The 24763-nt window shown below is 38.5% G+C and carries 21 protein-coding genes and 3 tRNA genes; 13 read left to right on the top strand and 11 right to left on the bottom strand.

Features of this window, described 5'->3' with window-relative positions; translation table 11 throughout:
- Window positions 1-63 precede the first annotated feature (63 nt).
- Complete coding sequence (locus UABAM_RS30185) at window positions 64-318, top strand: hypothetical protein (RefSeq protein WP_151971707.1); 255 nt, start codon at window positions 64-66, stop codon at window positions 316-318.
- Window positions 319-321: 3 nt separating this feature from the next.
- On the top strand, window positions 322-1113 hold the full coding sequence (locus UABAM_RS30180) for a metalloprotease family protein (protein WP_151971706.1): 792 nt from the start codon (window positions 322-324) through the stop codon (window positions 1111-1113).
- A gap of 115 nt (window positions 1114-1228) precedes the next feature.
- On the opposite strand, the gene UABAM_RS30175 is transcribed toward UABAM_RS30180, so the two are convergent.
- Complete coding sequence (locus tag UABAM_RS30175; RefSeq protein ID WP_151971705.1) at window positions 1229-3889, bottom strand: serine/threonine-protein kinase; 2661 nt, start codon at window positions 3887-3889, stop codon at window positions 1229-1231.
- Window positions 3879-4865: a sigma 54-interacting transcriptional regulator gene (locus UABAM_RS30170; RefSeq protein WP_151971704.1), complete on the bottom strand. Its 987-nt coding sequence runs from the start codon at window positions 4863-4865 to the stop codon at window positions 3879-3881. The genes UABAM_RS30175 and UABAM_RS30170 overlap by 11 nt, the downstream gene beginning before the upstream one ends.
- A gap of 316 nt (window positions 4866-5181) precedes the next feature.
- Between UABAM_RS30170 and UABAM_RS30165 the strand changes: the two genes are divergently transcribed.
- Together UABAM_RS30165 and UABAM_RS30160 are read left to right on the top strand one after the other, a co-directional pair.
- Window positions 5182-6237, top strand: coding sequence for a hypothetical protein (locus UABAM_RS30165; protein ID WP_151971703.1), 1056 nt, complete (start codon window positions 5182-5184; stop codon window positions 6235-6237).
- A 540-nt stretch (window positions 6238-6777) separates the two neighbouring features.
- On the top strand, window positions 6778-9729 hold the full coding sequence (locus tag UABAM_RS30160; RefSeq protein ID WP_151971702.1) for a hypothetical protein: 2952 nt from the start codon (window positions 6778-6780) through the stop codon (window positions 9727-9729).
- A gap of 117 nt (window positions 9730-9846) precedes the next feature.
- On the opposite strand, the gene UABAM_RS30155 is transcribed toward UABAM_RS30160, so the two are convergent.
- Complete coding sequence (locus UABAM_RS30155) at window positions 9847-10746, bottom strand: histone deacetylase family protein (RefSeq protein ID WP_151971701.1); 900 nt, start codon at window positions 10744-10746, stop codon at window positions 9847-9849.
- 51 nt (window positions 10747-10797) lie between these two features.
- On the opposite strand from UABAM_RS30155, the gene UABAM_RS30150 reads away from it, so the two are divergent.
- Both UABAM_RS30150 and UABAM_RS30145 read left to right on the top strand, forming a co-directional pair.
- Window positions 10798-12525: a hypothetical protein gene (locus UABAM_RS30150; RefSeq protein WP_151971700.1), complete on the top strand. Its 1728-nt coding sequence runs from the start codon at window positions 10798-10800 to the stop codon at window positions 12523-12525.
- A gap of 49 nt (window positions 12526-12574) precedes the next feature.
- A complete protein-coding gene (locus tag UABAM_RS30145) occupies window positions 12575-13648 on the top strand; it encodes a glycosyltransferase family 4 protein (protein WP_151971699.1) in 1074 nt (357 codons plus the stop codon).
- Between the two features lie 2 nt (window positions 13649-13650).
- Here the strand turns inward: UABAM_RS30145 and UABAM_RS30140 are convergent, their stop codons facing one another.
- On the bottom strand, window positions 13651-15828 hold the full coding sequence (locus tag UABAM_RS30140; protein ID WP_151971698.1) for an O-antigen ligase family protein: 2178 nt from the start codon (window positions 15826-15828) through the stop codon (window positions 13651-13653).
- The gene (locus UABAM_RS30135; RefSeq protein WP_151971697.1) at window positions 15806-16891 is read right to left on the bottom strand and encodes a glycosyltransferase family 4 protein; all 1086 of its coding nucleotides are present in this window, start codon (window positions 16889-16891) and stop codon (window positions 15806-15808) included. The genes UABAM_RS30140 and UABAM_RS30135 overlap by 23 nt, the downstream gene beginning before the upstream one ends.
- 100 nt (window positions 16892-16991) lie before the next feature.
- On the opposite strand from UABAM_RS30135, the gene UABAM_RS30130 reads away from it, so the two are divergent.
- Window positions 16992-17873: an MBL fold metallo-hydrolase gene (locus UABAM_RS30130; RefSeq protein WP_151971696.1), complete on the top strand. Its 882-nt coding sequence runs from the start codon at window positions 16992-16994 to the stop codon at window positions 17871-17873.
- Window positions 17874-17885: 12 nt separating this feature from the next.
- Window positions 17886-19223: a hypothetical protein gene (locus UABAM_RS30125; RefSeq protein ID WP_151971695.1), complete on the top strand. Its 1338-nt coding sequence runs from the start codon at window positions 17886-17888 to the stop codon at window positions 19221-19223.
- A 50-nt stretch (window positions 19224-19273) separates the two neighbouring features.
- Here UABAM_RS30125 and UABAM_RS30120 read toward each other — a convergent pair.
- From UABAM_RS30120 to UABAM_RS30110, 3 genes are all read right to left on the bottom strand, one after another.
- A tRNA-Asp gene (locus tag UABAM_RS30120) sits at window positions 19274-19350 on the bottom strand.
- A gap of 31 nt (window positions 19351-19381) precedes the next feature.
- Window positions 19382-19455 (bottom strand) — tRNA-Asp (locus UABAM_RS30115).
- Window positions 19456-19463: 8 nt separating this feature from the next.
- Window positions 19464-19537 (bottom strand) — tRNA-Val (locus UABAM_RS30110).
- A gap of 51 nt (window positions 19538-19588) precedes the next feature.
- Between UABAM_RS30110 and UABAM_RS30105 the strand changes: the two genes are divergently transcribed.
- The 5 genes from UABAM_RS30105 (at window position 19589) to UABAM_RS30085 (ending at window position 23436) form a co-directional block, all read left to right on the top strand.
- Window positions 19589-19870: a hypothetical protein gene (locus UABAM_RS30105; protein ID WP_151971694.1), complete on the top strand. Its 282-nt coding sequence runs from the start codon at window positions 19589-19591 to the stop codon at window positions 19868-19870.
- A gap of 116 nt (window positions 19871-19986) precedes the next feature.
- Window positions 19987-20325 carry a hypothetical protein gene (locus tag UABAM_RS30100; protein ID WP_151971693.1) on the top strand — a complete coding sequence of 113 codons (339 nt, stop codon included), beginning with the start codon at window positions 19987-19989 and terminating at the stop codon, window positions 20323-20325.
- Between the two features lies 1 nt (window position 20326).
- Window positions 20327-20977, top strand: coding sequence for an ABC transporter ATP-binding protein (locus tag UABAM_RS30095; protein WP_151971692.1), 651 nt, complete (start codon window positions 20327-20329; stop codon window positions 20975-20977).
- Window positions 20974-22164: an FtsX-like permease family protein gene (locus tag UABAM_RS30090; protein ID WP_151971691.1), complete on the top strand. Its 1191-nt coding sequence runs from the start codon at window positions 20974-20976 to the stop codon at window positions 22162-22164. Before UABAM_RS30095 ends, UABAM_RS30090 begins: the two co-directional genes overlap by 4 nt.
- A gap of 99 nt (window positions 22165-22263) precedes the next feature.
- Complete coding sequence (locus tag UABAM_RS30085; protein WP_151971690.1) at window positions 22264-23436, top strand: MFS transporter; 1173 nt, start codon at window positions 22264-22266, stop codon at window positions 23434-23436.
- A 113-nt stretch (window positions 23437-23549) separates the two neighbouring features.
- On the opposite strand, the gene UABAM_RS30080 is transcribed toward UABAM_RS30085, so the two are convergent.
- Genes UABAM_RS30080 through UABAM_RS30070 form a run of 3 tightly spaced genes read right to left on the bottom strand, consistent with a single transcriptional unit; the run spans window position 23550 to window position 24735 of the window.
- Window positions 23550-23864 carry an ArsR/SmtB family transcription factor gene (locus UABAM_RS30080; RefSeq protein ID WP_151971689.1) on the bottom strand — a complete coding sequence of 105 codons (315 nt, stop codon included), beginning with the start codon at window positions 23862-23864 and terminating at the stop codon, window positions 23550-23552.
- Window positions 23865-23878: 14 nt separating this feature from the next.
- The gene (locus tag UABAM_RS30075; RefSeq protein ID WP_151971688.1) at window positions 23879-24295 is read right to left on the bottom strand and encodes a DUF6691 family protein; all 417 of its coding nucleotides are present in this window, start codon (window positions 24293-24295) and stop codon (window positions 23879-23881) included.
- Window positions 24296-24297: 2 nt separating this feature from the next.
- Window positions 24298-24735, bottom strand: coding sequence for a YeeE/YedE family protein (locus tag UABAM_RS30070; RefSeq protein WP_151971687.1), 438 nt, complete (start codon window positions 24733-24735; stop codon window positions 24298-24300).
- Between the last annotated feature and the right edge of the window lie 28 nt (window positions 24736-24763).

The raw sequence follows: 24763 nt of genomic DNA, 5'->3' as shown, positions 1-24763 counted from the left end.
ATTTCTCCATCATACTACAATTAGTAGACTATAATTATTGTACTGTCGTGGGCATAAAAAACAATGAAAATAAAACAACATGACGGCTGGTGGGAATTTAGTGAAAAAGAAAAAATACTGGCCCAATACCACTATCAACAAAAACATTTGTATAAAGTCGTGGATTCTTTTGTGTGGGCATGTGAAAAAGACGTTTCTGGCGGTGCACAATTGGTCACCTCAGTTGCAGATATATACGCGGAAGAGTCCCTTGATTTTGCCGAAGAGTATTTGCTCCTACATGGCGAAGACGAAAAAACTTTTTTTTGGGAAGCCTAAGAAATGGAAATTTTACAACAGCTTTTTGCCGTATTTGGTGGAATAGCGTTGCTACTCTTTATTTTGTATAAATTAGAAGTATGGACAACGCGAAGATTGACGAATAAACTGGGATGGAATGCGGTATTGTTAACCGGAATAATCGGTACGCCACTTCATGAGATCGGTCATGTTATTTTTTGCATTGTTTTTGGTTATAAAATCAATGAAGTAAAATTGTTTTCTCCCGATCGGCAAACGGGAACACTTGGGTACGTAAAATATTCCTACAACAGCAAAAGTCTGTACCAGAGAATAGGAACTCTGTTTGTGGGACTGGCACCTTTTGTAACAGGAATTACCGCGTTATTAATGCTGAGTTATTGGATGTTTCCTGAGTTTGCGATCGAATGGCAATTGTCTTCGTTTTCCAACATTATGGAAGCGAAGTTCTCCATATTTTGGGAAGAATTCTCCCATAACTTTTCGACGTTTATCCATGAACTCTTCACCAAAGAAAATATGCAACGTTGGCAGTTTTGGCTTTATTTATACATATGTTTGTCGATTGCGTCGCACATGGCACCAAGTTCCTCTGACTTAAAAGGCGCGTGGCCAGGTATTTTTCTAGTGCTTATCATGATTGCCTTCATCGCCATCATTTCCCACTACACACAATTTCTCCTAAGTAGAGAACAAATGCATACGATGAGAACATGGAGCCAGCCTCTCCTTTCGCATTTGATGTTTGCGGCCATTTTGTCGATTGTCAATATGATATTGACATATGTGGTGACCTTCTTTGTACGCCGGTGAAATAAATGATATAAACCGCGGTGGAAATGTAGGGGCGGACCTAGCGTCCGCCCGTTCCCTCAAATACAGTTGGATATAGGCTTACGAATCGGTATGGTTTTGAATTGATACATGTTTATTTTTTATTTCCTTCTTTAATGGCGGCCTGTATTTGAAGGATTTTTTTCTTGATAAAATTCTGTTGAGGAGAAGGCATTTTTGCTGCGTTTTCCCAGCATTGTAACGCTTTTTTTGAATCTCCCTTTATCCAATAACAATTACCTAAATCAAGATATGGACCAACACGATAAGGACTTATTTCGATCGCCTTTTTTAAATACCTCATTCCTTGGTCGTATTTTTGTAAAACGCAGTAACATGAACCAATGCGCGCATACACATCGAAATTGTTTTGTGTTAAGGGCATTGCTTTTTTTAGATAAGAAATGGCTAGTTGGAATTTTTGCTGTTGAATCAATGCCGTTGCGATGGAGACATAGCCTGTTTCTTTTCGGGGAAAATACGTTGTATATTGTTTGTAGTGGGATATTGCTTTCGCAAACTGTTTTTGATAGTGATAGTAATCTCCCCAAAACAAATATTTTTCTTTCTTACCAGAGATGGAAATTAGCTTGAGGAGATCTTCCTTCCACCTGACATCTTGAAGTTTCCAGTAAAGTTCCGCACGCCGATGATACACAAGTTTTGTTTCGTAATTTACTTTAATCAAAAAAGAGTAATCTTCTATTGCGTTTTTGTAGTCATAAATATTTTCTAATATTTGTGCTCTGTACAAATAAGCTTGCATATTTTGCGGTCTATTTTTTATCACAGCATCGAAATCTTTCAACGCCTTTTGGTAAGATTTCGTATGGAAAAAAGCCAATCCTCTGTTGAAGTAAATATTATTACGGTCAAAATCATGGTGATTTATCTTTGAATTTGCCTCTTTCTCTATTTTCAAAGTCGCCGATAAATCGGCGATGGCTTTGAGATACTGTTTGACACGGATATAAGCAAAACCGCGATTATAGTAAGCAACGGACAACTTGTTTTGTAGAGAGATCGCTTTGGTGAAATCGCTAATTGCTTTGTCGAAATCTTTATGACGTAGATGAATGATACCCCGACTAGCATAAGCGCGTGCATCTGTGGGAAATTTACTCAAAAAGTGAGAATATGCTTCGAAACCTTTACTCCTTTCGTGTTTATTGTCACTCAAACTGTAAACGATCGCGTACAACCATAGAATTTCTTGCGATTTCTCGTCAGTTAAAGACAATGCATTTTGTCGTTCAAGCTCACCAAATAAGTTTTTTAAACTACGAACAAGATTTTTGTCTTTGCGCAGCAGTTCGTATTTCCAATATACTTTTTGTAAGAAAGCAAAAGTCATCTGCGCATTTTTCACCGCAGCATTTCTTTCGTATTGCAATTGTTTATTGTGTTCAGAGGTTATATGCAAAAAGTAACCAATTGTAAGTACCGCAAAAAATACCAAACAGGTAACGACAGCATACTTTACTTTATTGCGAACAATGTTTTTTATCCATTTTTGTACCTCGGTCATTTTACGCGCTGAAATGGGACGATTTTCTATATAATTTTGTAAATCCACAGCAATATGTCGTGCATATTGGTATCTTTTTTCTATTTTTTTGTCGAGGCATTTTAAGCATATTGCCTCTAGTTCTTTGGGGATATCGGCGCGAATTTGCGTGGGAAGAATAGGTTCTTTTTCTTGTAAGTCTAACATGATTTTATGTGGATGTTCACCTTGAAAGGGACAACAACCGGTAAGAACTTCGTAAAAGGAAGCTCCTAAAGAATATATGTCTGTGGAGTGTGTAACGGCTTCTCCTCTTGCTTGTTGCGGCGACATGTAAGAAGGTGTTCCGACAATACAGCCTGTGTGTGATATTTTTAAGGTGTCGTCCACGGCTTTTGCGATACCGAAATCCATAATGATGGGCTGTTGTTCGGGGGTGATGACGATATTATCTGGCTTAATGTCGCGATGGATAACACCGCGTTTATGCGCGTAATCAAGAGCTTCAGCTAGCTTTTGAAAAATTTTGATCATATCTAAAAATGAGGGATGTTCTTTGATGAACTTGTCGAGGGTTTTCCCTTGCACATAGCTCATGGCAATGTAGTAGGCCGGTTCCTCTCCAAACCCCAGTAAACGAACAATGTTTGGATGGTTGAGTTGGGCAATTGTTTGCACTTCACGTAAAAATCTGCGGCGGTCAATCGATATATTTTCCACTTTTTTTACCGCAACCACGCAACGCAGTTTCTGGTCCCATGTTTTGTAAACTCTCCCCATACCTCCGCGACCAATTTCGTGATAGATTTCATAATGCCCAAAAATATTTTTTGGTGTGTTGCTCACCAAGGGGAGATTCTTAGATTCTTTGGGACAAAAAGGCGCAAGTTTGTAAGGTAGAAATTGTGTGGCCGCTCGCAAAGGTTCGTTGCACTCTGCACAGTTCGAGTTTATTTGTTCTTTGTGTACGTTAAAAACAATGCGACAACTGTCGCATTTGACGACTATTTTTTTTTGCTTTGCCAAGATAGTGGTCACTTGTTCCCAGGTAAGAAGATTGAGTTCCACAAGCAGTGAGCCAAGAGGTTGGCGCTTTTGTTGGTGTTGATGAATAGCGAGTTGTAGTTGTTGATCCGTTAGGTAATTCATGTCTCGCGCGAGTTCACCAAATAGCTTTTGGCTACACTTGGGGCATGTTTCGCAATGAAAGGAATATATTTCGTTGCAAAGATTACATCTAAGATTCATCTTCTACGCTTTCGATACCATTTTCTTGTAGTTTGCGGTATAAAGTATTGCGACCAATACCAAGGATTTTCGCCGCCTGTGTTTTGTCTCCACGCGTTAGATCTAAAACATGTTTTATATGTTTTTGCTCCACCTGCTTTAAGCTCATGATTTGCCCCGAAGACGCAGGAGCTTGGATCCATGCTGGTAGATGCTCCATTTTAATCTCTTTGTCCTTTATGGCAGAGTAAAGGGCCATTTTTATGGCAAATTTTAATTCGCGAATATTTCCTGGCCAAGAATAACGGTGTAAAATTTGGATAACATCTTCGGACATGACAAAGTCTCTTTGGATTTCTTGACTGTAACGGTTAAAGAAAAGGCCAATAAGGTGTAGTAGGTCTTCTTGGCGTTCTCTAAGAGGAGGCACTTCTACGACAAGTGGCATGCGATAAAACAAATCGCTGCGAAAAATTTTTGGGTCGCGAAGCTCTTCGAGTTGTTTATTTGTCGCACAAATAATATGAATATCACTAGAAACGGCTTGGTCACTCCCCACAGGATAGAATTTTTTCTGCTCAATAAGGCGTAATAATTTGGCTTGTAGTTGCAATGAAATCTCGCCGATTTCATCCAAAAACAAAGTTCCACCATTTGCGGCCAGCGCCAAACCTTCCCTACGAGTATTTGCACCAGTGAAAGCTCCTTTTTCGTGCCCAAATATTTCACTTTCAAATAAATTCTCCGCTATTCCAGAACAAGTGACTTCAAAAAAAGCTTTGCGCTTTTTGGTATTGTGGATCGCTTGGGCCAGGATGTTCTTTCCCACACCCGTTTCGCCCATAATGAGAAGCGGGTCAGGTAGTTTTGATAAAGCACAGGCTTTGTCTAATACATCGCGCATTTTTTGATTTTTTGTCGTGGATTGTAGTAAATCAAAAGTAACTTTTGAATTTGAGTACAATAACGACAAACTACCACAATTATTTTCTTTCATAACAATACCCGCTTAATTTCTATTACAAATAATGACCAATGTAAAGTGTTCTACATCAAGTAGTTTTTTTTAAGACTTATGATAGCAAGAGTTTTGACAACAAGACAAGGGGTTTTTTGCCGCTATTTTGCGACGTTCTATTTTGGAACAGTTGTTCTATTCTAGAACAGCTATTTGGTTTTGGGTTTTAGAGTGGGTTTTTTAAGGTGTTGAAAATAAAAGCCTTAAGGCTTTTGTGGCATGTTTGGCATGGTATGTGCTTTACGATACACCATGTGTTTTTACCTTGCCCGATAAAAATTATTTAGGATGGATCATGATGAAATTTATATGCTTACTACTACTATCGTTTACTTGGGTTATCTCTGAAGTACAAAAAATGGATGAAATACTTTTAACGAAAATAGGTATAGACATTCAACAGATTATCAAGTGGGATGAAACAACTATTTTAGCCGTATCCGCAGACAAACTATACTGGATTGAAATTGAAAGCAAAAAGATGATACGCACACAGGAAAATAGCTTTCGCGGTAAGTTGGTTGTGAGTGATCAATATATCATTGACGCTATTACTACAGATGAAACCACATTGCAATTTGATGTTTATCATAGAGACTTTTCCTATTTCAATTCTATTCGGACGTATTTAGATTCCGGAAGTTATTACCAGATACTTGTCGCAGAAAAACATCTTTATTTCTTGGATAAAAGCGACAGCTACGCTTTTTTATACGCTGTGGATTTAGTACAGGGAAACACAATACCTCTCTACTCTAGTTGGGGAACCCCAATGATAAATATTGCAAAGGGAAAAGTGGAGGGGGGATTTATTATTGGGCTAACTGACGCAGTAAAGGACATCGCTTTCTTTGTGCAAGATAGTGATCTTAGTTCTCATGAAATTAAAGTATTTCGACCAACTAACATTCAATTTCATAAAGAGTATTTTTATATATCACTTGGTATAGCAACCGCTTCGTCCGTACTTAGAACAAACGGAATGCCCTTCGAAGGCATTAACTACTTAGCTATTCCAGGAGAAACAATGAATTTTGACATTCAAAACGATAAAATTATTACGATGTTTAGTGTTGGTATAAAAGACAATTTTTTTGTCACCGACCTCAAAACAAACGAACAAGTCTTCATAAATGAAAGTCTTATTTTTGAGTCCTATGATGATATCATGTACGCAACAAAAAATTTAGTTGTAAACTGTAGAAGTTTACGGATTGAAATACTCAACTATAAAACTCATCAGAGTTATGATTTAGAGTTTCAATACTCTGATCCCATAAAAATAAAAGATATTGTTGCATTTCTTGACACAAAGGAAAAGATGGTTGTTTTTATTGAGGTTCTAAATTGAAAATTACGTCGGAAAGTTTGTTGTTGCTGACACTTACCATGCAATTTTAGTACATTTTAAATTTATAGGTCGGTGGACTTTGTTTGTTTTGCATGGAGGTGTCTATCATTGGAAAAATATTCGCAGTAGTTATTCATAGCAGCTCTGATTATTCTTTACTGTGTAGAGATGACGATGGTTTTTCGCTACAATTCAGCTGAATCTAACAATGTTAAACAAAATCATATTGTTTAATACTGTTAATCGCCTTTCTATGTGATATTTACAACAATCCTAACAATTCATAGTGTTTTATCTTCAAACCGCAGCACATCATAAATTTGAATTTATTTTATTGAGTGCTTGCAATACAAGATTTGTAATGCTGTTCTCGCCTCCCATTTACAACTTAAATTATCAAGTGATAAACGACGTCTATTGTAAGATAAGACTACCAATTTTATTTCATTGTGTATGTCAACTTGGAACAAAATTTGCCCATGAAACTATAGATAGCATCACTCAAAATTGTAACATTTCATGGATGAGAGAGGTTGTAAAATGAAAATCAAAATAATGGGAACAGTTGTCGTCATAATCTCTATATTTTTATTGTTTTTTTTGAAGTGTGATTCTCAGGAAAAAGAAAAACAAAAATCAGATTTTGATTATTTTAAAACAAAGGCCAATGAACTCTCTTTTGATGCTGAAAAAATCAAAGAATTTATAAACAAAGATATAATCACCCTTTCCTACAATGGTGATGTAAAAGGGGCTCTGGGAACATTATGGGATGGGGCAGGATCAAAAGAGGAAAAAAACGCATTAGAAGAAAAACTTCTTGCGTACAGTGAGAAACAAAACCCAAAGGACAAATCACAAAGTAATACGAATGTAAAAAAATATAAAATGAAAATTGTCCATAGGCTTTTACTTCCTACTGGCAAAGGAAATAAAGATACGGAAGTGTTCACTGGTCATATAGGACGTTTTGTGGGGAATATCCATTCTGTTAAAGTACCACTGTGTGGAAAAACAGCGATCACCATTCGAGCAGAAAAGGAGTATACAACAGAATTTTCGACGATTGGCTCCATAGGGGAAGAAATTATATTTACTATATCCCAACCAAATGGCAAATCCATTGAGGTTCGAAGAGAACTTTGGAATGCCACCAATAATGTTGGTCCATGTATTCCTCTAAAAGGAGATCGCCATGATTTTGTTGTTCTTCCCTGCCGCATTTCAAATTATGTGCTAGAGAAAGAGTGTATGCGGCAAAAAGCGGCTGGTATGGAAAAAACAGAGACATATAAACACTACAAAGCTATTCTTGAATACGTAAACGTTTCTGATCGTATAACAGAAAAAATTGAAAAAGAGGAAAAGGTAAGGGCAACCTTTGTTCAACCTAAAATCATTTTTCTTTCAAAATATGCGATACCTAAAAAATGGGGAGGACCAGCATATTCTTTGGATTTGCGTTTAAATAAAGCTTGTTTTACGTCCGAGAAATCAATAAACGCTTACAAAGCAGAGCTAATGAGGTCGTTTTATGAATCTGGTGCCGAACATGCATTTTTGAAAGAGTGGACAGGGAGACCAGTGACATCCGCTTTTGATATTTTCACGCGCATTCGAGATGATTTTCCCAACCGTCCTGCTATTCGTTTAAAAACTATACATGAAGCGCTTACTCATTTTGCTAAAAATAATCAACAAGAAGGATTTATTGATTTTAAATCTCATCGCTTAGGTGACAATAAAACACTTTCACAAATAAAGGTTTCAAGAACAACAAATAATCACTGGCTAATTACAGGCGATAAACTCAATAAAGAGCTACTACAGATTCTCAAAAACGATGGCCAAGACATTCCTGTCAAGGAGGGAAAATTATTCGCCACGATGGGGCAAGTCAACCAAGCAGCTCTTATGATTGAAAATGCTTTATTGGCCGCTGATTTAGATGAGATTACTCCTCCTGATTATCTTCTTGAGACAGCAATGAATATTGGTAAAACAAAAATTTTTGTTCCCGGTACCATATACAAAATGCACAACAAAAAAACAGGGGGGCAAGGAATTTTTAAATTCAAGGAAACAGACAAAAAACTTTCTGTAGAATTTAAAGTTTGGGGTTCTAGAATTTCGATTCCAGGATCACTCGTTATTACAGAAAAAGCGAGAAAAGAGGCGATAGATTTTTGTTCTTATTGGTATAACGAACATAGAATCTATAACGACAAAGTAAGCCTCATTATTCCTGGTCCAATGTACAAAAATCTCAAAGAGAATAAGCGCGCAAAATATACCAAAAATTCGCAAAAAACTATGAATGAAGTCACACTCAAGGGAACAAAAACTATCGCTATAAAGGTAAATGGAAAAAATACCAAATTTCCGGTGTTGATTGCGAAAGCAAAAAATGCTGACATTATCATTTTAGATAATCCCCATCTACCTTTGATTAACTTCGATAGAGCGGAATACATTTCCACAACCTTAAAGTGTAAACTTACGGATAGTAAAGGTGTAGGGATAAAAAATGCGGAGATAAAGATGTCTGGTACAGGGATCACCGCAACGACAGCCGTTGATGGCACTTTCCTATTACCACCTGCTCCTAATAAGGTGTATGGCAAAGTCCAAATGCAAGTCACTTGCAATGGTGAAAACTATGGTAAGGTGATGGTCGATCTTTCGTCTCCTGGTCTCGAAACTGTAAAAATATCGATTCCAAGAAAACGCATAAAAATTGCCTGGCTTATGCCAAAGGAAAAAACCAAGGTCAACAATTTGAAAATATCAAAAGAAGTACGTAGGCATATTTTACATCATATGGCAGATGCACGATGTATTGCTGTGCCGGAACGTATGATTTCATCAGGCTTTGATAAAGAGATCGCATTCTTTTCTTTCGACGTAAAAACAGGTTATATGTGTGCTGTTTCAGAAAATGGTCTTCATCTCTCCACAACAAATGTCAAAGATGCAAGATCACAAATATTGAATCAGGTTCATGAAGCTTACTCTAAGATTAAAAACCTTCCTTCCCATACAGATGGGCTTAAGGAAAGTTTTAGAAAGAGCTCTGAAAAATTGCTCCAGGAATCTGGACTTTCTCCAGAGGCTGCTGATGCGGTAAATAGTGTAGTAGATATTGTTTTAGAAACAGAGTTAGAGGTAAGTACAATTGATACTCTCCACATGTATCGCGGTTCACTTGCCGCTAAATACTCTTATTCTGGGCACCGTGTAAATCAAGAGGATAAAACAGATCATAAACTTGCGATAAAAAATACACTTCGTGATATGGAAGTTTGGGCTCATGCTTGCGATCTATTTAGTGGGATCGATGATCCGACAGGTGGATTTGCCTCCGATTTTGTAGAAAATATCGTAAATAAAACTTTTGTTGGCCCAATCTCAGGAGAACGAGCACGAAAGATGTTTAAATATGGTTATTTGGCAGCTGTTCGTGGTTTAGATAAACATTTTGGCGATAAGTAGCCATAAACTGTTTAGTTATAAAACCTAAGGATTAAAAGCGCCGCAATACGGCGCTTTTTTCCCTTTTCACTCTATGACAGTGAAGGAATACCAGAGCTCTTGTATCGATATACGAATTTATGCGAATTTAGCTGCTTGTTCGTGCACAATACAGTGGCGTTCGACTAAATGATCCAGATCTTTATGGTAGCCGCCTCCGATGACAGTTGCCACGGGAATGTGGTGTTCGTGGCATGTTTTCATGACTAAATAATCGCGTGCGGCAATACCTTGCGATGTCATGGCGAGCTTTCCTAGGGCGTCATCTACATGGACATCGACACCCGCATCGTAAATAACTAAATCGGGTTCTATTTCTAACATCTTGTGTAGTGCAAGTTGTAATGCCTCTAAGTATTCGGCGTCGCCGATATCTTTTTCTAAGGGAATATCCAAATCACTTTCGGTTTTTTTTAGGGGAAAGTTATTGCGACAATGGATGGAGCAGGTAAAGATATTTGGATACTCTTGCAAAATTGTCGCCGTGCCATCCCCTTGGTGAACATCACAGTCCAAGATAAAAATCACATCCGCCAATTGTTTTTTTACGAGAGTTAAAGCCGCAATCGTTAAGTCGTTAAAAATGCAAAATCCCGAGCCAAAATCAAAATGAGAGTGGTGGGTACCTCCGGCTAGGTGGCAGGCAATTCCGTGTTGCAATGCCAACTCCGTGGTAAGTAGAGTACCTGCAATCGAGTACTTGGTACGCGCCGCTAACTGCTCACTCCATGGTAATCCAAGTTTTTTTGCACGAGTTTTATCTAGTTTATTATTGAAAAATGCATCAATATATTCTTTACTGTGAGAAATTTCGATTATATCTGCTGCCACAGGTTGTGGCTCCAAGACATTGTTTTTGTGGATAATATTTTTTTGCAATAGTTTTTCATATAGCAAACGAAATTTGGCCATACGAAAACGATGTTGTGCAGGAAATGGTACGCTATAAATGGGATGATATACAAAAGGAATAGACACTCAGCTCTCCATTCAAAAATTTCCAAATTCTTTATTCGTAAGGATAACAATATGAGTATACAAAAAATGACACTTGTTGTGTTAGTAATGAGTAGTTTTTTATTTGCCGATATTAAATTAAAGCGTGCAAACTACATTGCAAAAAACGCTGGCAAAGTCGTGGACATTGAGCTAGTTGTACCAATGCAGAATACGCGTCTTATGGTGATTTCTGTTATGAAACCCAACAATAAAAGACAAGCACGCGATGCGCGTTTTCGCAATGTGCAAGGCTATGAAAATATCATGCTTGGTCTGTTGAGCAATTTACACCACTGGGGTAAAGTGCAAATTCGTAGCGAAAAACTCATCGTACTCAAAAATATACGAATTGTTGATGGATTGACCGTTTATATTGGCGACGACAGTCTTGTTATTTACAAAAAGCCGCAAAAACCAGAGGGGTGGCGTAAAAGAGTACAAAAACTCGAAAGCATAATTGCCGCACAGAATGTGCGCATCCAAGCATTAGAAGATGCGAATGCGTCTATATTACAGAGGTTACAGAGACTCGAACAAAACCAACAGCCGACATACACGCGGCCAGTTGTATTTGATATTAGTTATGATACGCAGCCTGTAAACGATGGTTACAGCGTAACGGCGACAGAGGTAAATAACCCAAAAAGTACACGCGTCCTGAAGCAAAACGATACAATGACACCAGGTTTGTATTCTATTGTGATCTCGATGCCAGGTTACCATACGTTACAATATGATCTTCATGTAGAAGCGGTAGATTCTCCCATTACGATTCAACAACAACTGCAAGCAAAACTGCGAAAGTTAGCGTTTTCTATCACCGCAAGTAGCGGCCAGAAATTGAATGGTTGCCGTGTGACTCTGACACCAGTGAACTCTAAGTATTGGAGTGGGGTGAAAGAAGGCGAATCGGTAAAGCCTGGTTGGTATTTTCTCAATATCAAAAAAGATGGTTATCTGTTTGAAAAAAAGAAAATTCATATTGCTCCAGCAGAGGAGGCGTATGTAATTTCCGAGATGTTGTTTGGTGCTAAGCGCCAACTGGCATTTAATATTCGCGACAAAAGTAGTGGTGCCATTGTCAATCCGCATACAATTGTCGATCTGGGTACAAATAAACTGGTTAGCGTGAATACATGGTACCCTACCAATACAAAGGTGAAATTGCGTTTTACTTTCCAAGAGTATGGTTCTGTGGATAAAGACATCATTGTCGGATCTGGTAGTGGTCCATATGTGGTTGATTTATGGCTAAACAATCGTTGGCGCAAAATCGAGTTTACGGTTCGTTACCATGAGACGGAGATGAATGGTATCAAATACCAATACAGTTTTTATGCGGACGGTAATCTTCTCGAAGGCCACCATGTAGTGTCGCGCAATGTCAATGGCTACGAATATTATACCGTGATGGTGCCAAGCAACGCCACTCATTTTCGCGCACAACTAGGCTATAAATTTCTCCAGGTATCGATGGCCGAATTTGTTTCGGGAATGACCTTGGGACGTTTGCGACAAACAGATGTTACGTCGTTGATTTCTCATTTTCAGAGGCTACACAAAAATGGAAAAAATTACGAAGCAGCGATAAGTGCCCTAGAAGATATGTTACAAGGGCGTCGTTTTCGTCGTAGATGGCAAGGTATGAACTCTCAAGACAGACAAAAGTTTATGCAACATTTGTATTCATGGCGCACGAAAAACGGCCAGTGGCGTATTCGTCTACAAATCATTATCTATGCATTGAAAAAATCGTAAAATCATTAAGTGAGGCCGTTGTACGGTCTCACTTTCTTTGGATGACAATATGAAACCAAAAGTATTTTTACTACTCACCGATCTAGAAAACCCCAAGTATTTTGGCGGCATTCAGATGTACAATCGTTCACTCATTGGCACCCTGGAAAAACAAAATGTCGCACATGCATTTTTAACTCTCAACGACATAAACTCTTACGGTTGTGGAAAGAACAAAGTGCGATTTGTGGCACGTTTTTATCAAAAAGTTTTCGCCTATAAGCCCACTCTGATCATATGTGGGCATATCAATTTTGCTCTTTTGTGCTACAGTATATGCAAAATGCTAAATATACCTTACTACGTAACATGCCACGGAATAGATGCCATAGATATGTCGCGTAGTAAAATATACGCTCTACAACGCGCAAAGCGATTACTACACGTGAGTGAATACACCAAGAACAACGTGCAACAGCAAACGAAAAACAGCGACGATACTTTTTGTTTCCTACCGCCATGCATAGACAGCAACAAATTTACCCCAACCCCACGTCCGCAACATTTGATGAAAAAATGGAATTTAAACAAAGACGACAAAATCATCCTGACCATTTGTCGTTTGTCAAAAGAGGAAATGTACAAAGGCTATGACACCATTCTTTCGGTATTACACCGCGTAGCGCAAAAAGTGAAAAACGTACGCTACATTATCGGAGGGAGTGGTGATGATATAGGACGTATCAAAGACATCATCGTCACCGAAAATCTTCATGACAAAGTCATCACCACAGGCTTTATTCCCGACGAAGAAATCACTAACTACTACAATCTTTGCGACGTATTTGCCATGCCCTCAAAGAAAGAAGGCTTTGGCATCGTATTCACCGAAGCGTCTTGCTGCGGCAAACCAAATTTAGCAGGAAACAAAGATGGAAGTAGTGATGCGGTACTGTATGGTAAAACCGGTGTTCTTGTAGATCCTGATTCCTCAGAACAAGTCGAAGAAGCGCTAGTACAAATTTTAAGTAACAAAGCGCGCCCCCAACTTTATGATGGCGACTATTTGCGCAGTGAAGTCATCAATGCTTACAGTCACTCTGCATTCGAAAAGCGCTTAGCGGATATTTTGTCGCTCACTTAATCCTATTTAACTTTCTGCGCTAAGCGCTCCATAACAATTTTTTTCTGTGCAGTGTTTAACCCATAAGTCGCAGGAAAGATCATATCAGAACACCACAGCGCTTTTTTGTAAAAGGAAAAGGCCTCTTTACTTTCTCCCAAGGCATCTAGTATTTGTGCATGCACGAATAAAAAATAGCTACTCGTGGGATATAAGACCAAAGCCTTTTGTGAACATTGAGCCGCTTGGCGTAATGCTTGTTGTTGTTTGTCACTTTGCTGCAATTTTTCCCATATATCAGCCACTTCGCGGTAAAACAACTGCTGTGCGTTGAATATTTTTAACTTCGTCTCTTTTATGATGGTGATGTGTTGCTCTATTTCGATTATTTTTTGCGCGACTTTTGATAAACGAAGCTTGTGATGTGGGATATTACCTATTTGTATTTGCAATGATTTTATTAGAAGTAACGCCATGCGTACATGTGCATCGGCATTGTCACTGTTTGTGCGTAATTCGCGTTGCAAAAACTCGTAATACTTTTGTGATTTCTTGGTGAATACTTCGTTTGTCTGTTGTATTTTGACCAATTGTGCAAAATGATTTTGCTGAGAGTTTTGTGGGGAAAGTATTGTCAGGTATAGCACAAACAATAAGGCAATACTGAGACATAGCACGTACAAGTATTTGGGAATATGCTGACTCTTATGCGATATCCGCGCTGCGTATAGGCCGAAGACGATCCAAAAATGTTGGCTTAGGTTATAGGTGTAGAAATGTGTGTCAATACATGCATGTATCGCAAAAGCAAGTAAAGCCATGCGTAGGCCTACGATGGAAAGGGGTATCTTTTTTACCAAAATCGCGATATACAATAGCACAATGCCCACCGCAATCACGCCATAAAAAAGAGCGCGTAAAATCAACTCATTGCCGAACAAGTATTGTAAATACTCTTCTCCAGAGTTGCTCATGGCGAGAGACTGCGTTACAAATAAGTACAGACAGGCAACTAGTGCGCTACAAAAAAATAATCGCTTTGGAGTATGATCGTTTTGCGAGGTAGAGTCTGTTTGCTTGCTGCATAATGCCTTCACAAAAACAACGCCAAAAAGCAGTAATGATATGGTACCCATGATTCCTGTTTCTACGGCAAATTGTAGGTAAAAGTTATGGGCATTGTTGACCTCCTCTAGCCACAGTGGTTTGTACTGATAAAAGTGTTGAGAGAAATTGTCAACGCCGATGCCAAACAGACTATGTTGTGAGAACATTGGTATGGTTGTTTGCCAGTAACCCATGCGGCTTAAGAATGTCAAACTGTGATTGCCCACAACATCTAGGTAAGATGTTGTGGTCATCAAGAAATAGGCTACAATCGCCGCTACGCCTGTTAATGCACTTGCCAAGTAGAAGAGTTTTTTCTTGTGAGAGAAACTATATGCCAAAAACATAATTCCACCCACCGCAATCATCGCTAATATCGCTCCGCGTGACTTGGTGATGTAAATGTTGATGATGCAAATCGCGGCAAGGGAAAGAATTAGCACGATGTTGCGCTTTGTCTTTGCCACTTTGTAAAATAACCCCATGACGACGAAACTATACATCACTAAGTAAGTACCGTAGTTATTAGACAGCGGAAAATGGGCAAAGGCTTGTAGTGAAAGAATTCGAGCCTCTAAGAGCTGCTGCTTCCCTTCGTCTGCGCCCATGTGAAAAATGTTTTGTTCTATTTGCCATTTCAAAGCCGGTAGTTCAAAATAGTATTGGTAGAAGCCATAGGTAATTTCGACACAAAATACGCAAAGGATAGCGAAAAATAGAATACGCCAGTTTTGCTGTTGTTTTCCCCAAAAATAGCAACAAAAAAACGTACAGATGTCTGCTGTCCAAACCATCATTGTGGTTTGTGCCTGGTGCATATCGCGGCAAAAAAGCATGGAAAGGAGTACACTCATTACCAAAAGAGAAATCGTCACATGTAGCCATATATTTTTGCAAATGTACTGTTGTTGCAAGAGCAAATACATCACCAAAAAAGTAAATGCTGACCACGAAAAAATTAAACACAAGTGGACGTTGGCAAAACCTTGTGCGGAAACGAACGTTCGCAGTAAAATCACTTGTAACAAGAAAAATAGCGATATGTTTTGCGTAACGAGAAGCAGACGATCTTTATTCTTTAGATTTAGAGACATAAGCCGTGTGTTCCAATAGATGAATAACAAATAAAATAGCCACAAGCTGTACGACAATTACCATTGCTCCCAACCAGTCGTCTACTTGATAGAGTAGGGTGGCGTTAATTCCCGTGGCAAAAGTGATAAAATAAATAACAAGAACTGCTTGTTTGGTACTAAGACCCAATTTTTTGAGACGGTGTGAAAAATGATTGGTGTCTCCTTGAAAAATAGGACGACCTTCACGCCAACGATAGAGTGATACGGTTACGGTATCAAAAATAGGTATCGCAAATGCTAAAATGGGGAGTGCGACAGCGTAGTATGGAAAGTTCGTTTGGTAAAAGTCGGCATAAATGGTGAGTGAGGCAAGCGTGTAACCGATAAACAAACTACCACCATCCCCCATAAAAATGGAGGCCGGATGGAAATTGTATTTGAGAAAACCGAGAAGTGCTCCGAGTAGTGCGCATAGTATAAAAACGACTTGCCACTGGCCTAGAGGAACCATTACCCAAATGAGAATAAGCCCAACAATAAAAGCAGTACCCGCGGATAACCCATCCATATTGTCGAGTAGGTTGAAAGAGTTGGTGATAAGTGTTACCCAAAAAACGGTGATGACAAAAGAAAAGATTTCGTTATTGACAAAAACCGTTAGTTTTATGTCAAAGGCAAATAACGTGGCAGCTACGGCGACCTGGGCCAATAACTTCGTGCGTGGTTTTAGGCTGATGTAATCGTCTATGACACCCACTAAAAATATAAAAAAACCGCCGCCGAGAATACACATCATTTGTCTAGATACATCAAGAACTGTGTTCGAAAATATGTAGTGGTATAGAAAGCTAGTAAAAATTAAAGATAATATTATTGCAAAAAAGATGGCAATACCACCGCCAAGAGGCATCGTACGCGTGTGAATTTTTCGTTCTCCAGGAGGATCTACGAGGCGTAGTTTTACGGCGTATTTTTTGATTATATACACCAATACTAAGGATATTAAAAAAGAGATAAAAAACAAACTAATGCCAAAAAATACATTCCATTTTGTTTTATGCTGTAGTAAAAAAGTTATCATATGATTCCGTTGTAAAAAAAAATTGACAATTGCGAATGTCCAAGTTAACCTGAGTAAAAATTTACCTACTTATATTTAACTATTTTTAAAATGAAAAATCATGTCTCTTTCTCACGAAATTATGAAAAACATTTGTGGATATTCCCGCGCAAAATACTCCACATGGTTTTATTATCGTCCTGATCATATTCTTTTTGATGCAGGAGAAGGCGTTAGTCTTGCTTTGCGTAACATGATCTATGGTATAGATCATATCTTTATTTCTCACAATCACGGGGATCACATTGGCGGGTTACCCGGTTTAATCAAATCGCGAGCCTCTTCTATGGGAGATATTACCAAACCTTTGAGTATATACTATCCCGAAAAAGATTCGCAAATTTTACAATTTAAAGAATATCTAGACGTTTCGATTCCTAAATTGCCTTTCGTTTTGACATGGAAAGGTCTTCGTCCAGGAGATCAAATTTCTCTCAATGCCAATCGCTTTGTAGAAGCCTTTGCTTCCGACCATATGGGAACTCTATCGTTAGGGTATAAAATTATTGAGAAACGCAAACGTTTAAAGAGCGAGTATAAAGGTTTACCGCAACAAGAATTGATTGCTTGTATAAAAGATCTTGGACGCGAAGCCATCCACGAAGAGTACCACAAAAATCTTTTGGTGTATAGTGGGGATACAATGCCTCTTGACGTTTCTATCGTACAAAATGCAGAAGTTTTACTTCACGATGCCACTTTTGTGTTAGGTAGTGATCGCGAAGAAAATACGCATGCGACAGTGGAAGAAGCATGTGAATTGGCCATAAAGGCGCAAGTGGCTTGTCTCGCTTTATTTCACTTTTCTTCTCGTTACTCTCATCAACAAGTGAAAGATAAAATTTACGAAATAATTACCGCAAATAATGTTGAAATACCCATACATTACATTTACCCACACTTCTATCCTTCCGATTTCAAGCAAATCCAAATAGAAAATTAAAGGATAAAAACAATGAAAAAAATAGTATTGATATTGTGCATGTTGTCTTTTGTGTTTGGCGAAGATTTGTATTATAAAGTTAGCATAGGAGACAAGGCGTCGGCAGGTTACATACATGTGCGCTTTACCGAGTTAGACTATCAAGGAAAGCCGGCTTTTATCAATGAAAGTTGGTCGGTTTTCAACGTACAAGGGAATAAATACGTTATCGATGAAAAAACCATCACTAGCAAAAGTACCAATAAGGTTATGGCCTATTTACTTGAGTATCAAAGGAATTTGGCGGCCGAACAACAGCAGTATTTGTTTTCTGAAAATAGCGTAAAAATTTTGTCCAATTCTTCGAAGCCAGCAATCAATGTAGAGTTACCTGTTCGTAGCGGTGTTACCGTGGTCACTAACTATTTTTCATTGTTGCCTATATTCGCAAAGTGCGAACAATTTCCCATATCTACTTTTGTGGTAGAACCGCAAAGTATCAATCCGAAGTCTTCGAGTATACCTTCGACAAAAATGACCATTATTCCCCTTGGGATGCGCAATATCAAAATTGCGGGTAAACGCCACAAAAGTCACGTTTTTAAAATGGAAAAACCAAATGCCAGCAAACTCACTTTCTGGCTATCACAGGACAAAAAAAGAATTTTACGGATAAAACAACACCAAATTAATAGTACTGTCATAGAGCTTAGTGATGAAAAAGTAATGGTCGAAGAAGATGTGATTTCTTTGCCAAAGATTAGAGAATTTCCTTTTAAATCAGGGCAAATGTATCGCTATGTGACCAAAACCGCAGGAAAAAAAACGGGAATTACGGAATTTTTTGTACACTTTGACGCGCAAAAAAAAGTTTATCAAGTGACTGCTCTTGGCAATTTGCAAAGATCTTCTTTTACTTCAAAAACAGAATATGACGAAAATTTAAAACCGTTATCTTACGAACTAAAGCAGAAAAATGAAGAGGGGAAGGTCACTGTCCAGGCATCATGTGTTTTTAAGAAAAGTGGTGTAAAGGCTAGATTCCAAAAAGATACACACATCATTGAGCGTTTGATTCCTCTTGGGGTGGATTATCTCTTTCTCGATAACAATTCCTACCATCATTTTGCGGCATTTGCCTCGCAACTCCCCTTTTCTTTGAAAAACGAAATTAGTGTATACATATTTCATCCTCGGAGACTGCAACTTACCAAGGCGTTGTTCTCACCACTAAAAAAGCTCAAAGGTGGTACATATATTTACGAGCTAAAGACGCCGTTCTATAAAATCAATATGTGGGTAGATAAAGATGGGCATATGGTAAAATATGAACAGGGTAATTTAGTTGCAAGTTTACAGAAGAAAAAATAGATTTATGAAGTTTTGTGCGGTTGTTTTGGGTTTGAAATCTTTGGTAAGTGTGGCGAAGACGACGGGACTCGAACCCGCAACCACCGGATCGACAGTCCGGTACTCTAACCAATTGAGCTACGTCTCCAAGTATTTTTTGATTAAATTTGGTTGAAGTGCGAAGACGACGGGACTCGAACCCGCAACCACCGGATCGACAGTCCGGTACTCTAACCAATTGAGCTACGTCTCCAAAAAAAATGGGCGATAGTGGACTTGAACCACTGACCCCCTGCTTGTAAGGCAGGTGCTCTAGCCGACTGAGCTAATCGCCCCATTGAGGTTGGAATATACTATCACAAATTTTTAGAAAGTCAAGTATATTTATGAAAAAAATTTTTATTATTTTTATAGTATGCTGTAGTGCTTGTATTTCTAACGATAAAATAACAATAGACTACGGAAAAGTAGAAGAAAAATTCATTATTGATGGTCCACGTTCGCGAATTATTTATGAGTACTGGGAAAAATATTTACAAATAACAAACGGCAATGATTGCAAAAAGCATTTTATAGAAAACGCCGACAAGTGGAAACAATCTCCAAAAACATACGCCGCGCTACAAATCACATTTTCGATGTTTTGCAAAGTGCATAATATCGAATAAACAATCCTCGGTTCAAGATGGAGCAAACATAATTTTTATTATCCATTTTGTCGGAGCTCTTGTTACAATAACTCGATCATAAAACTCTCTTCATATCCATAGGAGTAACATCGACAATGAGCAAAGATATGTTAAGTGCTCACGCACAACAATTTTATCAAGAAATGTATAACGATATAGTTAATGATGATGATGGAGTTGAACTTTGGGATAAATCCAAAGATGTACTTGAGGCTTACATGCGTAAATGGGCGCAAGAAAAAGCGGTCATTTTACATGGCGAAGATGTGAAACAACAGGTAAAACTCACCGTAGAAAAAGGGCAACAGCAAATTGCGTTTATCAAAGAGGGCCTTAGCGATCGATTTAAAGCTACGGCTCTGAATCGTCTCATATCGCGTATTAAAGACGTTTTTGCGAAATATATTGTTCCACATTTGCTGTGGAGAAAATAATATGATTGTGATTCGCGATTTGTCTTTTAGCTATGGTAATGATTTTGCGATAGAGCTTACTCATTTAGAAATTGCAAGTGGACAAAAAGTGGCTTTTGTGGGAGAAAGTGGTTGTGGTAAAACAACTCTGTTATCACTGATCGCCGGCGTTTTACGCCCGCACAAAGGAGAGATTAACGTTTGCGAGCACAAAACGCATCTTCTATCAGAGAAAGAACTACGGTTATTTCGTCTACAAAATATTGGTTTTGTTTTCCAAAACTTTGCGCTTCTCGATTACCTAAATGTTCGCGAAAATATTTTGCTACCGTTTACACTACAATCTAAAAAGATTACGCAACAGACATTGGACAGATTGGAATACTTACTCAGCGCTGTTGGAATTCGCGATAAAAACAAACAAAAACCACAGCATCTTTCCCAAGGAGAAAAGCAACGCGTGGCAATTGCACGGGCTTTAATCCATAAACCATCTATCGTGATCGCCGACGAGCCCACGGGTAACCTTGATCCGAAGAACAGTCAAAAAATTATGAACTTGTTATGGCAGGAAATAGACAACACCACGTTTTTGATGATTACTCATGATCACTCTGTTCTCGATAAGTTTGACCGTACTGTGCGTTTTGATGCAAAAGGAATTGTTGCATGAGGTCCATACTATTTCTCGCTTATAAGTACATCTCTCATAACTACCTAAAGACAATTGTTCTGACCGTTTGTCTGCTACTGACAACCGTTGTCCCCCTCGCCGCGTATTTTATTATAAATGCATATGAACAGCATTTTGAGGAACGCGCTCATGGGATTACCTTAATCGCGGGACACCGCGGCAATGATTATGATATTTTATTACGCTCATTGTATTACAAAGGGGCGTATCCAGGTTCTTTGTCAATGCAAGATTTTGCAGATGTACAGCATGCCGGGCAGGCCATACCAATGTACTTGCCGTTCACAGGACACAAACTATATGCAGCGCAAGAGCAAAATGTTTACTACGAGAACGTACCTATTGTCGGTACGCGACTTGATTATTTTTCGATGCGCAATATCAAGCTAACAAAGGGACGTTGGCCTGTCATTTGGGGAGAAGCTGTTGTCGGCAGCCAAGTGGCGCGGCGTATGAATATACGTATAGGGGATTTTGTCCTTTCCGATCAAAAAAATCTATACGATATTACCGCATCGTATCCCCTTAAAATGAAGGTCGTGGGTATTTTGCAGCGCACACATTCTCCTGATGACGATGTTATTTTTGTCGATATAAAGACCACATGGATTATTGAAGGCATTTTTCACGGACATGATGATCTCAGCGACAAGGTGCAAAAAAATGTCGTGGTTTCTAAAGCAAAAATTCATGAATATCCAGAAATTACGCCGCAAAATTTACACCTATTTCATCACCATGGCAAGGCGAAAGATTTGCCCGTTACGGCGATTTTAATTCTTGCGAAAGATCATAAAAGTAAAACCATTTTACTTGGGGATTACCAGGGGAACGAGCGCGTCACTCTGATTCAACCGCTCAAGGTAATCACGCGACTCATGTCTCTTGTTTTGCGTGTGCATGCATTTTTTGAAGCATACTTTGTATTGGTAATTTTTACTGTAGTGCTTTTTATCATACTCGTAGTGATGCTTTCTTTACGCTTGCGTACAGAAGAATTTTCTATTTTGTATAAAATGGGTTGTCGTAAACAAACATTGTATGCAATGGTGTTTATGGAATTTTTTTTGGTGTTTGTTTTTAGCATGGTGCTGTCTGTGATTTGCGTGGCTTTGTTTGAGTGGATGATACCACCGCGTTATATATTGCAGCTTTTTGCGGGGTAATGTTTTTCGGCTACGGTCACGGTCACGGTGACGATTACGGTCAGGGCACGGTCACGGTGACGATTAGGGCTACGGTGACGATTGGGCTACGGTGAAAATATGAGAGATATGCAGCGAAATATTTATTTGATATATATCATTCGCACCATCCGCACGTTCTTACTTCTCGTTCCCATTTTAGTTCCGTTTTTTCAAGAAAATGGACTTACGCAAACCCAAATATATCTTGTGCAATCCATTTACGCGATTGTCATTGTCATTTTGGAAATACCCAGTGGTTATTTTGCGGATTATTTTGGTCGCAAGTACAGCATGTTGTTCGGTGTGACTTTTTCTACGATTGGGTGTGCCATTTATAGTGTCGCTTATGGTTTTGCGGCTATTCTCCCGGGGGCTATTACTCTTGGAGTCGCGTATAGTTTTATTTCCGGTGCGGATTCTGCATTGGCTTATGATAGTTTACTCGCGATGTCTGAGCAGAAAGAATATCGTAAATTTGAGGCGTACAGTTACAGTCTAACAGGGATTAGTGAAGCCGTCGCCAGTATTTTAGGGGGATTTTTGGCTTTGATTTCACTGCGCGCACCTGTGTACGCACAAACAATTGTATATTTGAGTCTCATTCCCTTGGTTATTTTGTTGAAAGAGCCGCCGCGTACTAAAAGAGAAATTAAAAACCCGTTTCGCGAGATATTAAATATTTCTAAGTATGCCTTGATTGATCATCAAGAAATAAGGTGGTTGATTTTCTACAGCGCCACTCTTGGAACTTTAACGTACACGATGGTATGGCTTACACAGCCTTACTATCAGCTTTTGAACATTCCTTTGGGATGGTTTGGAGTTTTGTGGGCGATACAACTGGGATTTATGGCGATTTTTGCTCGTGCCGCCAACTATTATGAAATGCGTATGGGCAAAAAAAATGCTTTTGTTTCTTTTACCGTAATTGGTGTGATTTCTTATATGGTAATGGGAATAGTACCTTCGTTAATAACATTACCTTTTATTTTGGGGTTTTACTTTGTACGTGGAGTACACACTCCTATTTTCCAAGATTATGTCAATGCCATCGTTTCTTCGGAAATACGTGCTACAGTACTATCCGTAAAAAATTTAGCTCAAAAATTGCAATATGCTATTTTGGGACCTATGATCGGGGTTGTTGTTGATATGTATTCTATACAGATGGCGTTGGTTTTTTCTGGTATTATCTATGGAGTCATGGGAGGAGTTACTTTGTGGAGAATGTATAAACTCGAAATGCTGTAACAATAAACCACTGAACAGAAATGTATTTAAATAAAGTAATTGCTTTATGGAAGCAGGAATTCACAATGTGAAACTAACTTGTGAATGCCTGGATTTCCTTGCTTGAACGCGAATTATGCTTGTTCTTCGGCACAGAAAATATTATATAAATTTTCCATGACTTTCAAAATTCGTTCATCGCAAATACGATAAAACACAAAATTTTGTTCTTTTTTAGAGGCAAGAAAGCCTTGCAAGCGCATTCTGGCTAAATGTTGAGAAATAACAGACTGTGAGATTCCACAAATTTTTTGCAATTCACCGACGGATTTTTCTCCTTCCACTAAATTACACAAAATCATTAATCGCTGCGGATTGGCTAAGGTTTTTAATATCGCAGCAACAGTTTCACATTTTTCTTTGGTCTGTTCAAGCGTCATATTTTGCATATTAATTCCTTTTTCTAAGCATTCAATTTATTGGTAAACTGAAAAATCAAACTTCCCATTACCATCGCGGCAAAGAAAACAATTACTTGTTTGTTGAGAAGAGTTATATTTACAATTGCGGGTCCTGGACAAAATCCTGCTAACCCCCATCCGCAACCGAATAAAATAGCACCAATTATGAGCTTTTTGTCAAGGTCCTTATTGGAAGGAATAGAGAATTTGTCGCCACATACAGGGGCTGTACGCGATACAATCCACCTATATGACAAGCTATAAACACCTATTGCTCCCACCATTACGAAAGCTAAACTGGGGTCCCATTTACCAAAAATATCAAGAAATGATAGAACTTTGTGTGGATTTGTCATGCCCGAGATTATTAATCCTGATGCGAAAAAAAATCCACAAAATAAAGCGACTATTTTTTGCATTTTTAACCTCCCACAACATGTTTAACAATATAAATGGTAACCATACCAGAAATCATAAAAACACACGTTGCAAGAATAGAGCGTTTTGAAAAACGCGACATACCGCAAACTCCATGTCCGCTTGTACATCCATTTCCTAAACGCGTACCATACCCTACCAGTAAACCTGCACATATTAGAACAGTGGTTGAAGCATCGCTAACAAAGGCTTTGGTTGTTGGGAATAAGGTGAAAGTTACGATTCCTCCACATACAAGCCCGGCAAAAAACATTGTCCGCCATAAAGTATCGTGCCGTTTAAACACTAATATATTTCCTGTAATACCACTTATACCACAAATTTTACCGTTGAACAACAATAACATTGCAGATGATAGTCCAATGATAACACCGCCAATCAAGGCGCTATATGGTGTAAAATTGCTATAATCAATCATAATACATTCCTATACTAATTTTTACAAGATA

It is taken from the genome of Candidatus Uabimicrobium amorphum (assembly GCF_009002475.1).
Taxonomy (GTDB): Bacteria; Planctomycetota; Uabimicrobiia; order Uabimicrobiales; family Uabimicrobiaceae; genus Uabimicrobium; species Uabimicrobium amorphum.
Note: the sequence above shows the minus strand (reverse complement) of the source record. Positions and strands in the feature narration are given on the sequence as shown.

Coding starts and splice junctions, on each gene's coding strand:
- UABAM_RS30140 (WP_151971698.1), bottom strand. CDS start 15,828: ATGTCTCTAAATCTAAAGAATAAAGATCGTCTGCTTCTCGTTACGCAA.
- UABAM_RS30175 (WP_151971705.1), bottom strand. CDS start 3,889: ATGAATCTTAGATGTAATCTTTGCAACGAAATATATTCCTTTCATTGC.
- UABAM_RS30075 (WP_151971688.1), bottom strand. CDS start 24,295: ATGCAAAAAATAGTCGCTTTATTTTGTGGATTTTTTTTCGCATCAGGA.
- UABAM_RS30130 (WP_151971696.1), top strand. CDS start 16,992: ATGTCTCTTTCTCACGAAATTATGAAAAACATTTGTGGATATTCCCGC.
- UABAM_RS30135 (WP_151971697.1), bottom strand. CDS start 16,891: ATGATAACTTTTTTACTACAGCATAAAACAAAATGGAATGTATTTTTT.
- UABAM_RS30160 (WP_151971702.1), top strand. CDS start 6,778: ATGAAAATCAAAATAATGGGAACAGTTGTCGTCATAATCTCTATATTT.
- UABAM_RS30080 (WP_151971689.1), bottom strand. CDS start 23,864: ATGCAAAATATGACGCTTGAACAGACCAAAGAAAAATGTGAAACTGTT.
- UABAM_RS30085 (WP_151971690.1), top strand. CDS start 22,264: ATGAGAGATATGCAGCGAAATATTTATTTGATATATATCATTCGCACC.
- UABAM_RS30185 (WP_151971707.1), top strand. CDS start 64: ATGAAAATAAAACAACATGACGGCTGGTGGGAATTTAGTGAAAAAGAA.
- UABAM_RS30170 (WP_151971704.1), bottom strand. CDS start 4,865: ATGAAAGAAAATAATTGTGGTAGTTTGTCGTTATTGTACTCAAATTCA.
- UABAM_RS30145 (WP_151971699.1), top strand. CDS start 12,575: ATGAAACCAAAAGTATTTTTACTACTCACCGATCTAGAAAACCCCAAG.
- UABAM_RS30125 (WP_151971695.1), top strand. CDS start 17,886: ATGAAAAAAATAGTATTGATATTGTGCATGTTGTCTTTTGTGTTTGGC.
- UABAM_RS30180 (WP_151971706.1), top strand. CDS start 322: ATGGAAATTTTACAACAGCTTTTTGCCGTATTTGGTGGAATAGCGTTG.
- UABAM_RS30165 (WP_151971703.1), top strand. CDS start 5,182: ATGATGAAATTTATATGCTTACTACTACTATCGTTTACTTGGGTTATC.
- UABAM_RS30150 (WP_151971700.1), top strand. CDS start 10,798: ATGAGTATACAAAAAATGACACTTGTTGTGTTAGTAATGAGTAGTTTT.
- UABAM_RS30100 (WP_151971693.1), top strand. CDS start 19,987: ATGAGCAAAGATATGTTAAGTGCTCACGCACAACAATTTTATCAAGAA.
- UABAM_RS30095 (WP_151971692.1), top strand. CDS start 20,327: ATGATTGTGATTCGCGATTTGTCTTTTAGCTATGGTAATGATTTTGCG.
- UABAM_RS30105 (WP_151971694.1), top strand. CDS start 19,589: ATGAAAAAAATTTTTATTATTTTTATAGTATGCTGTAGTGCTTGTATT.
- UABAM_RS30090 (WP_151971691.1), top strand. CDS start 20,974: ATGAGGTCCATACTATTTCTCGCTTATAAGTACATCTCTCATAACTAC.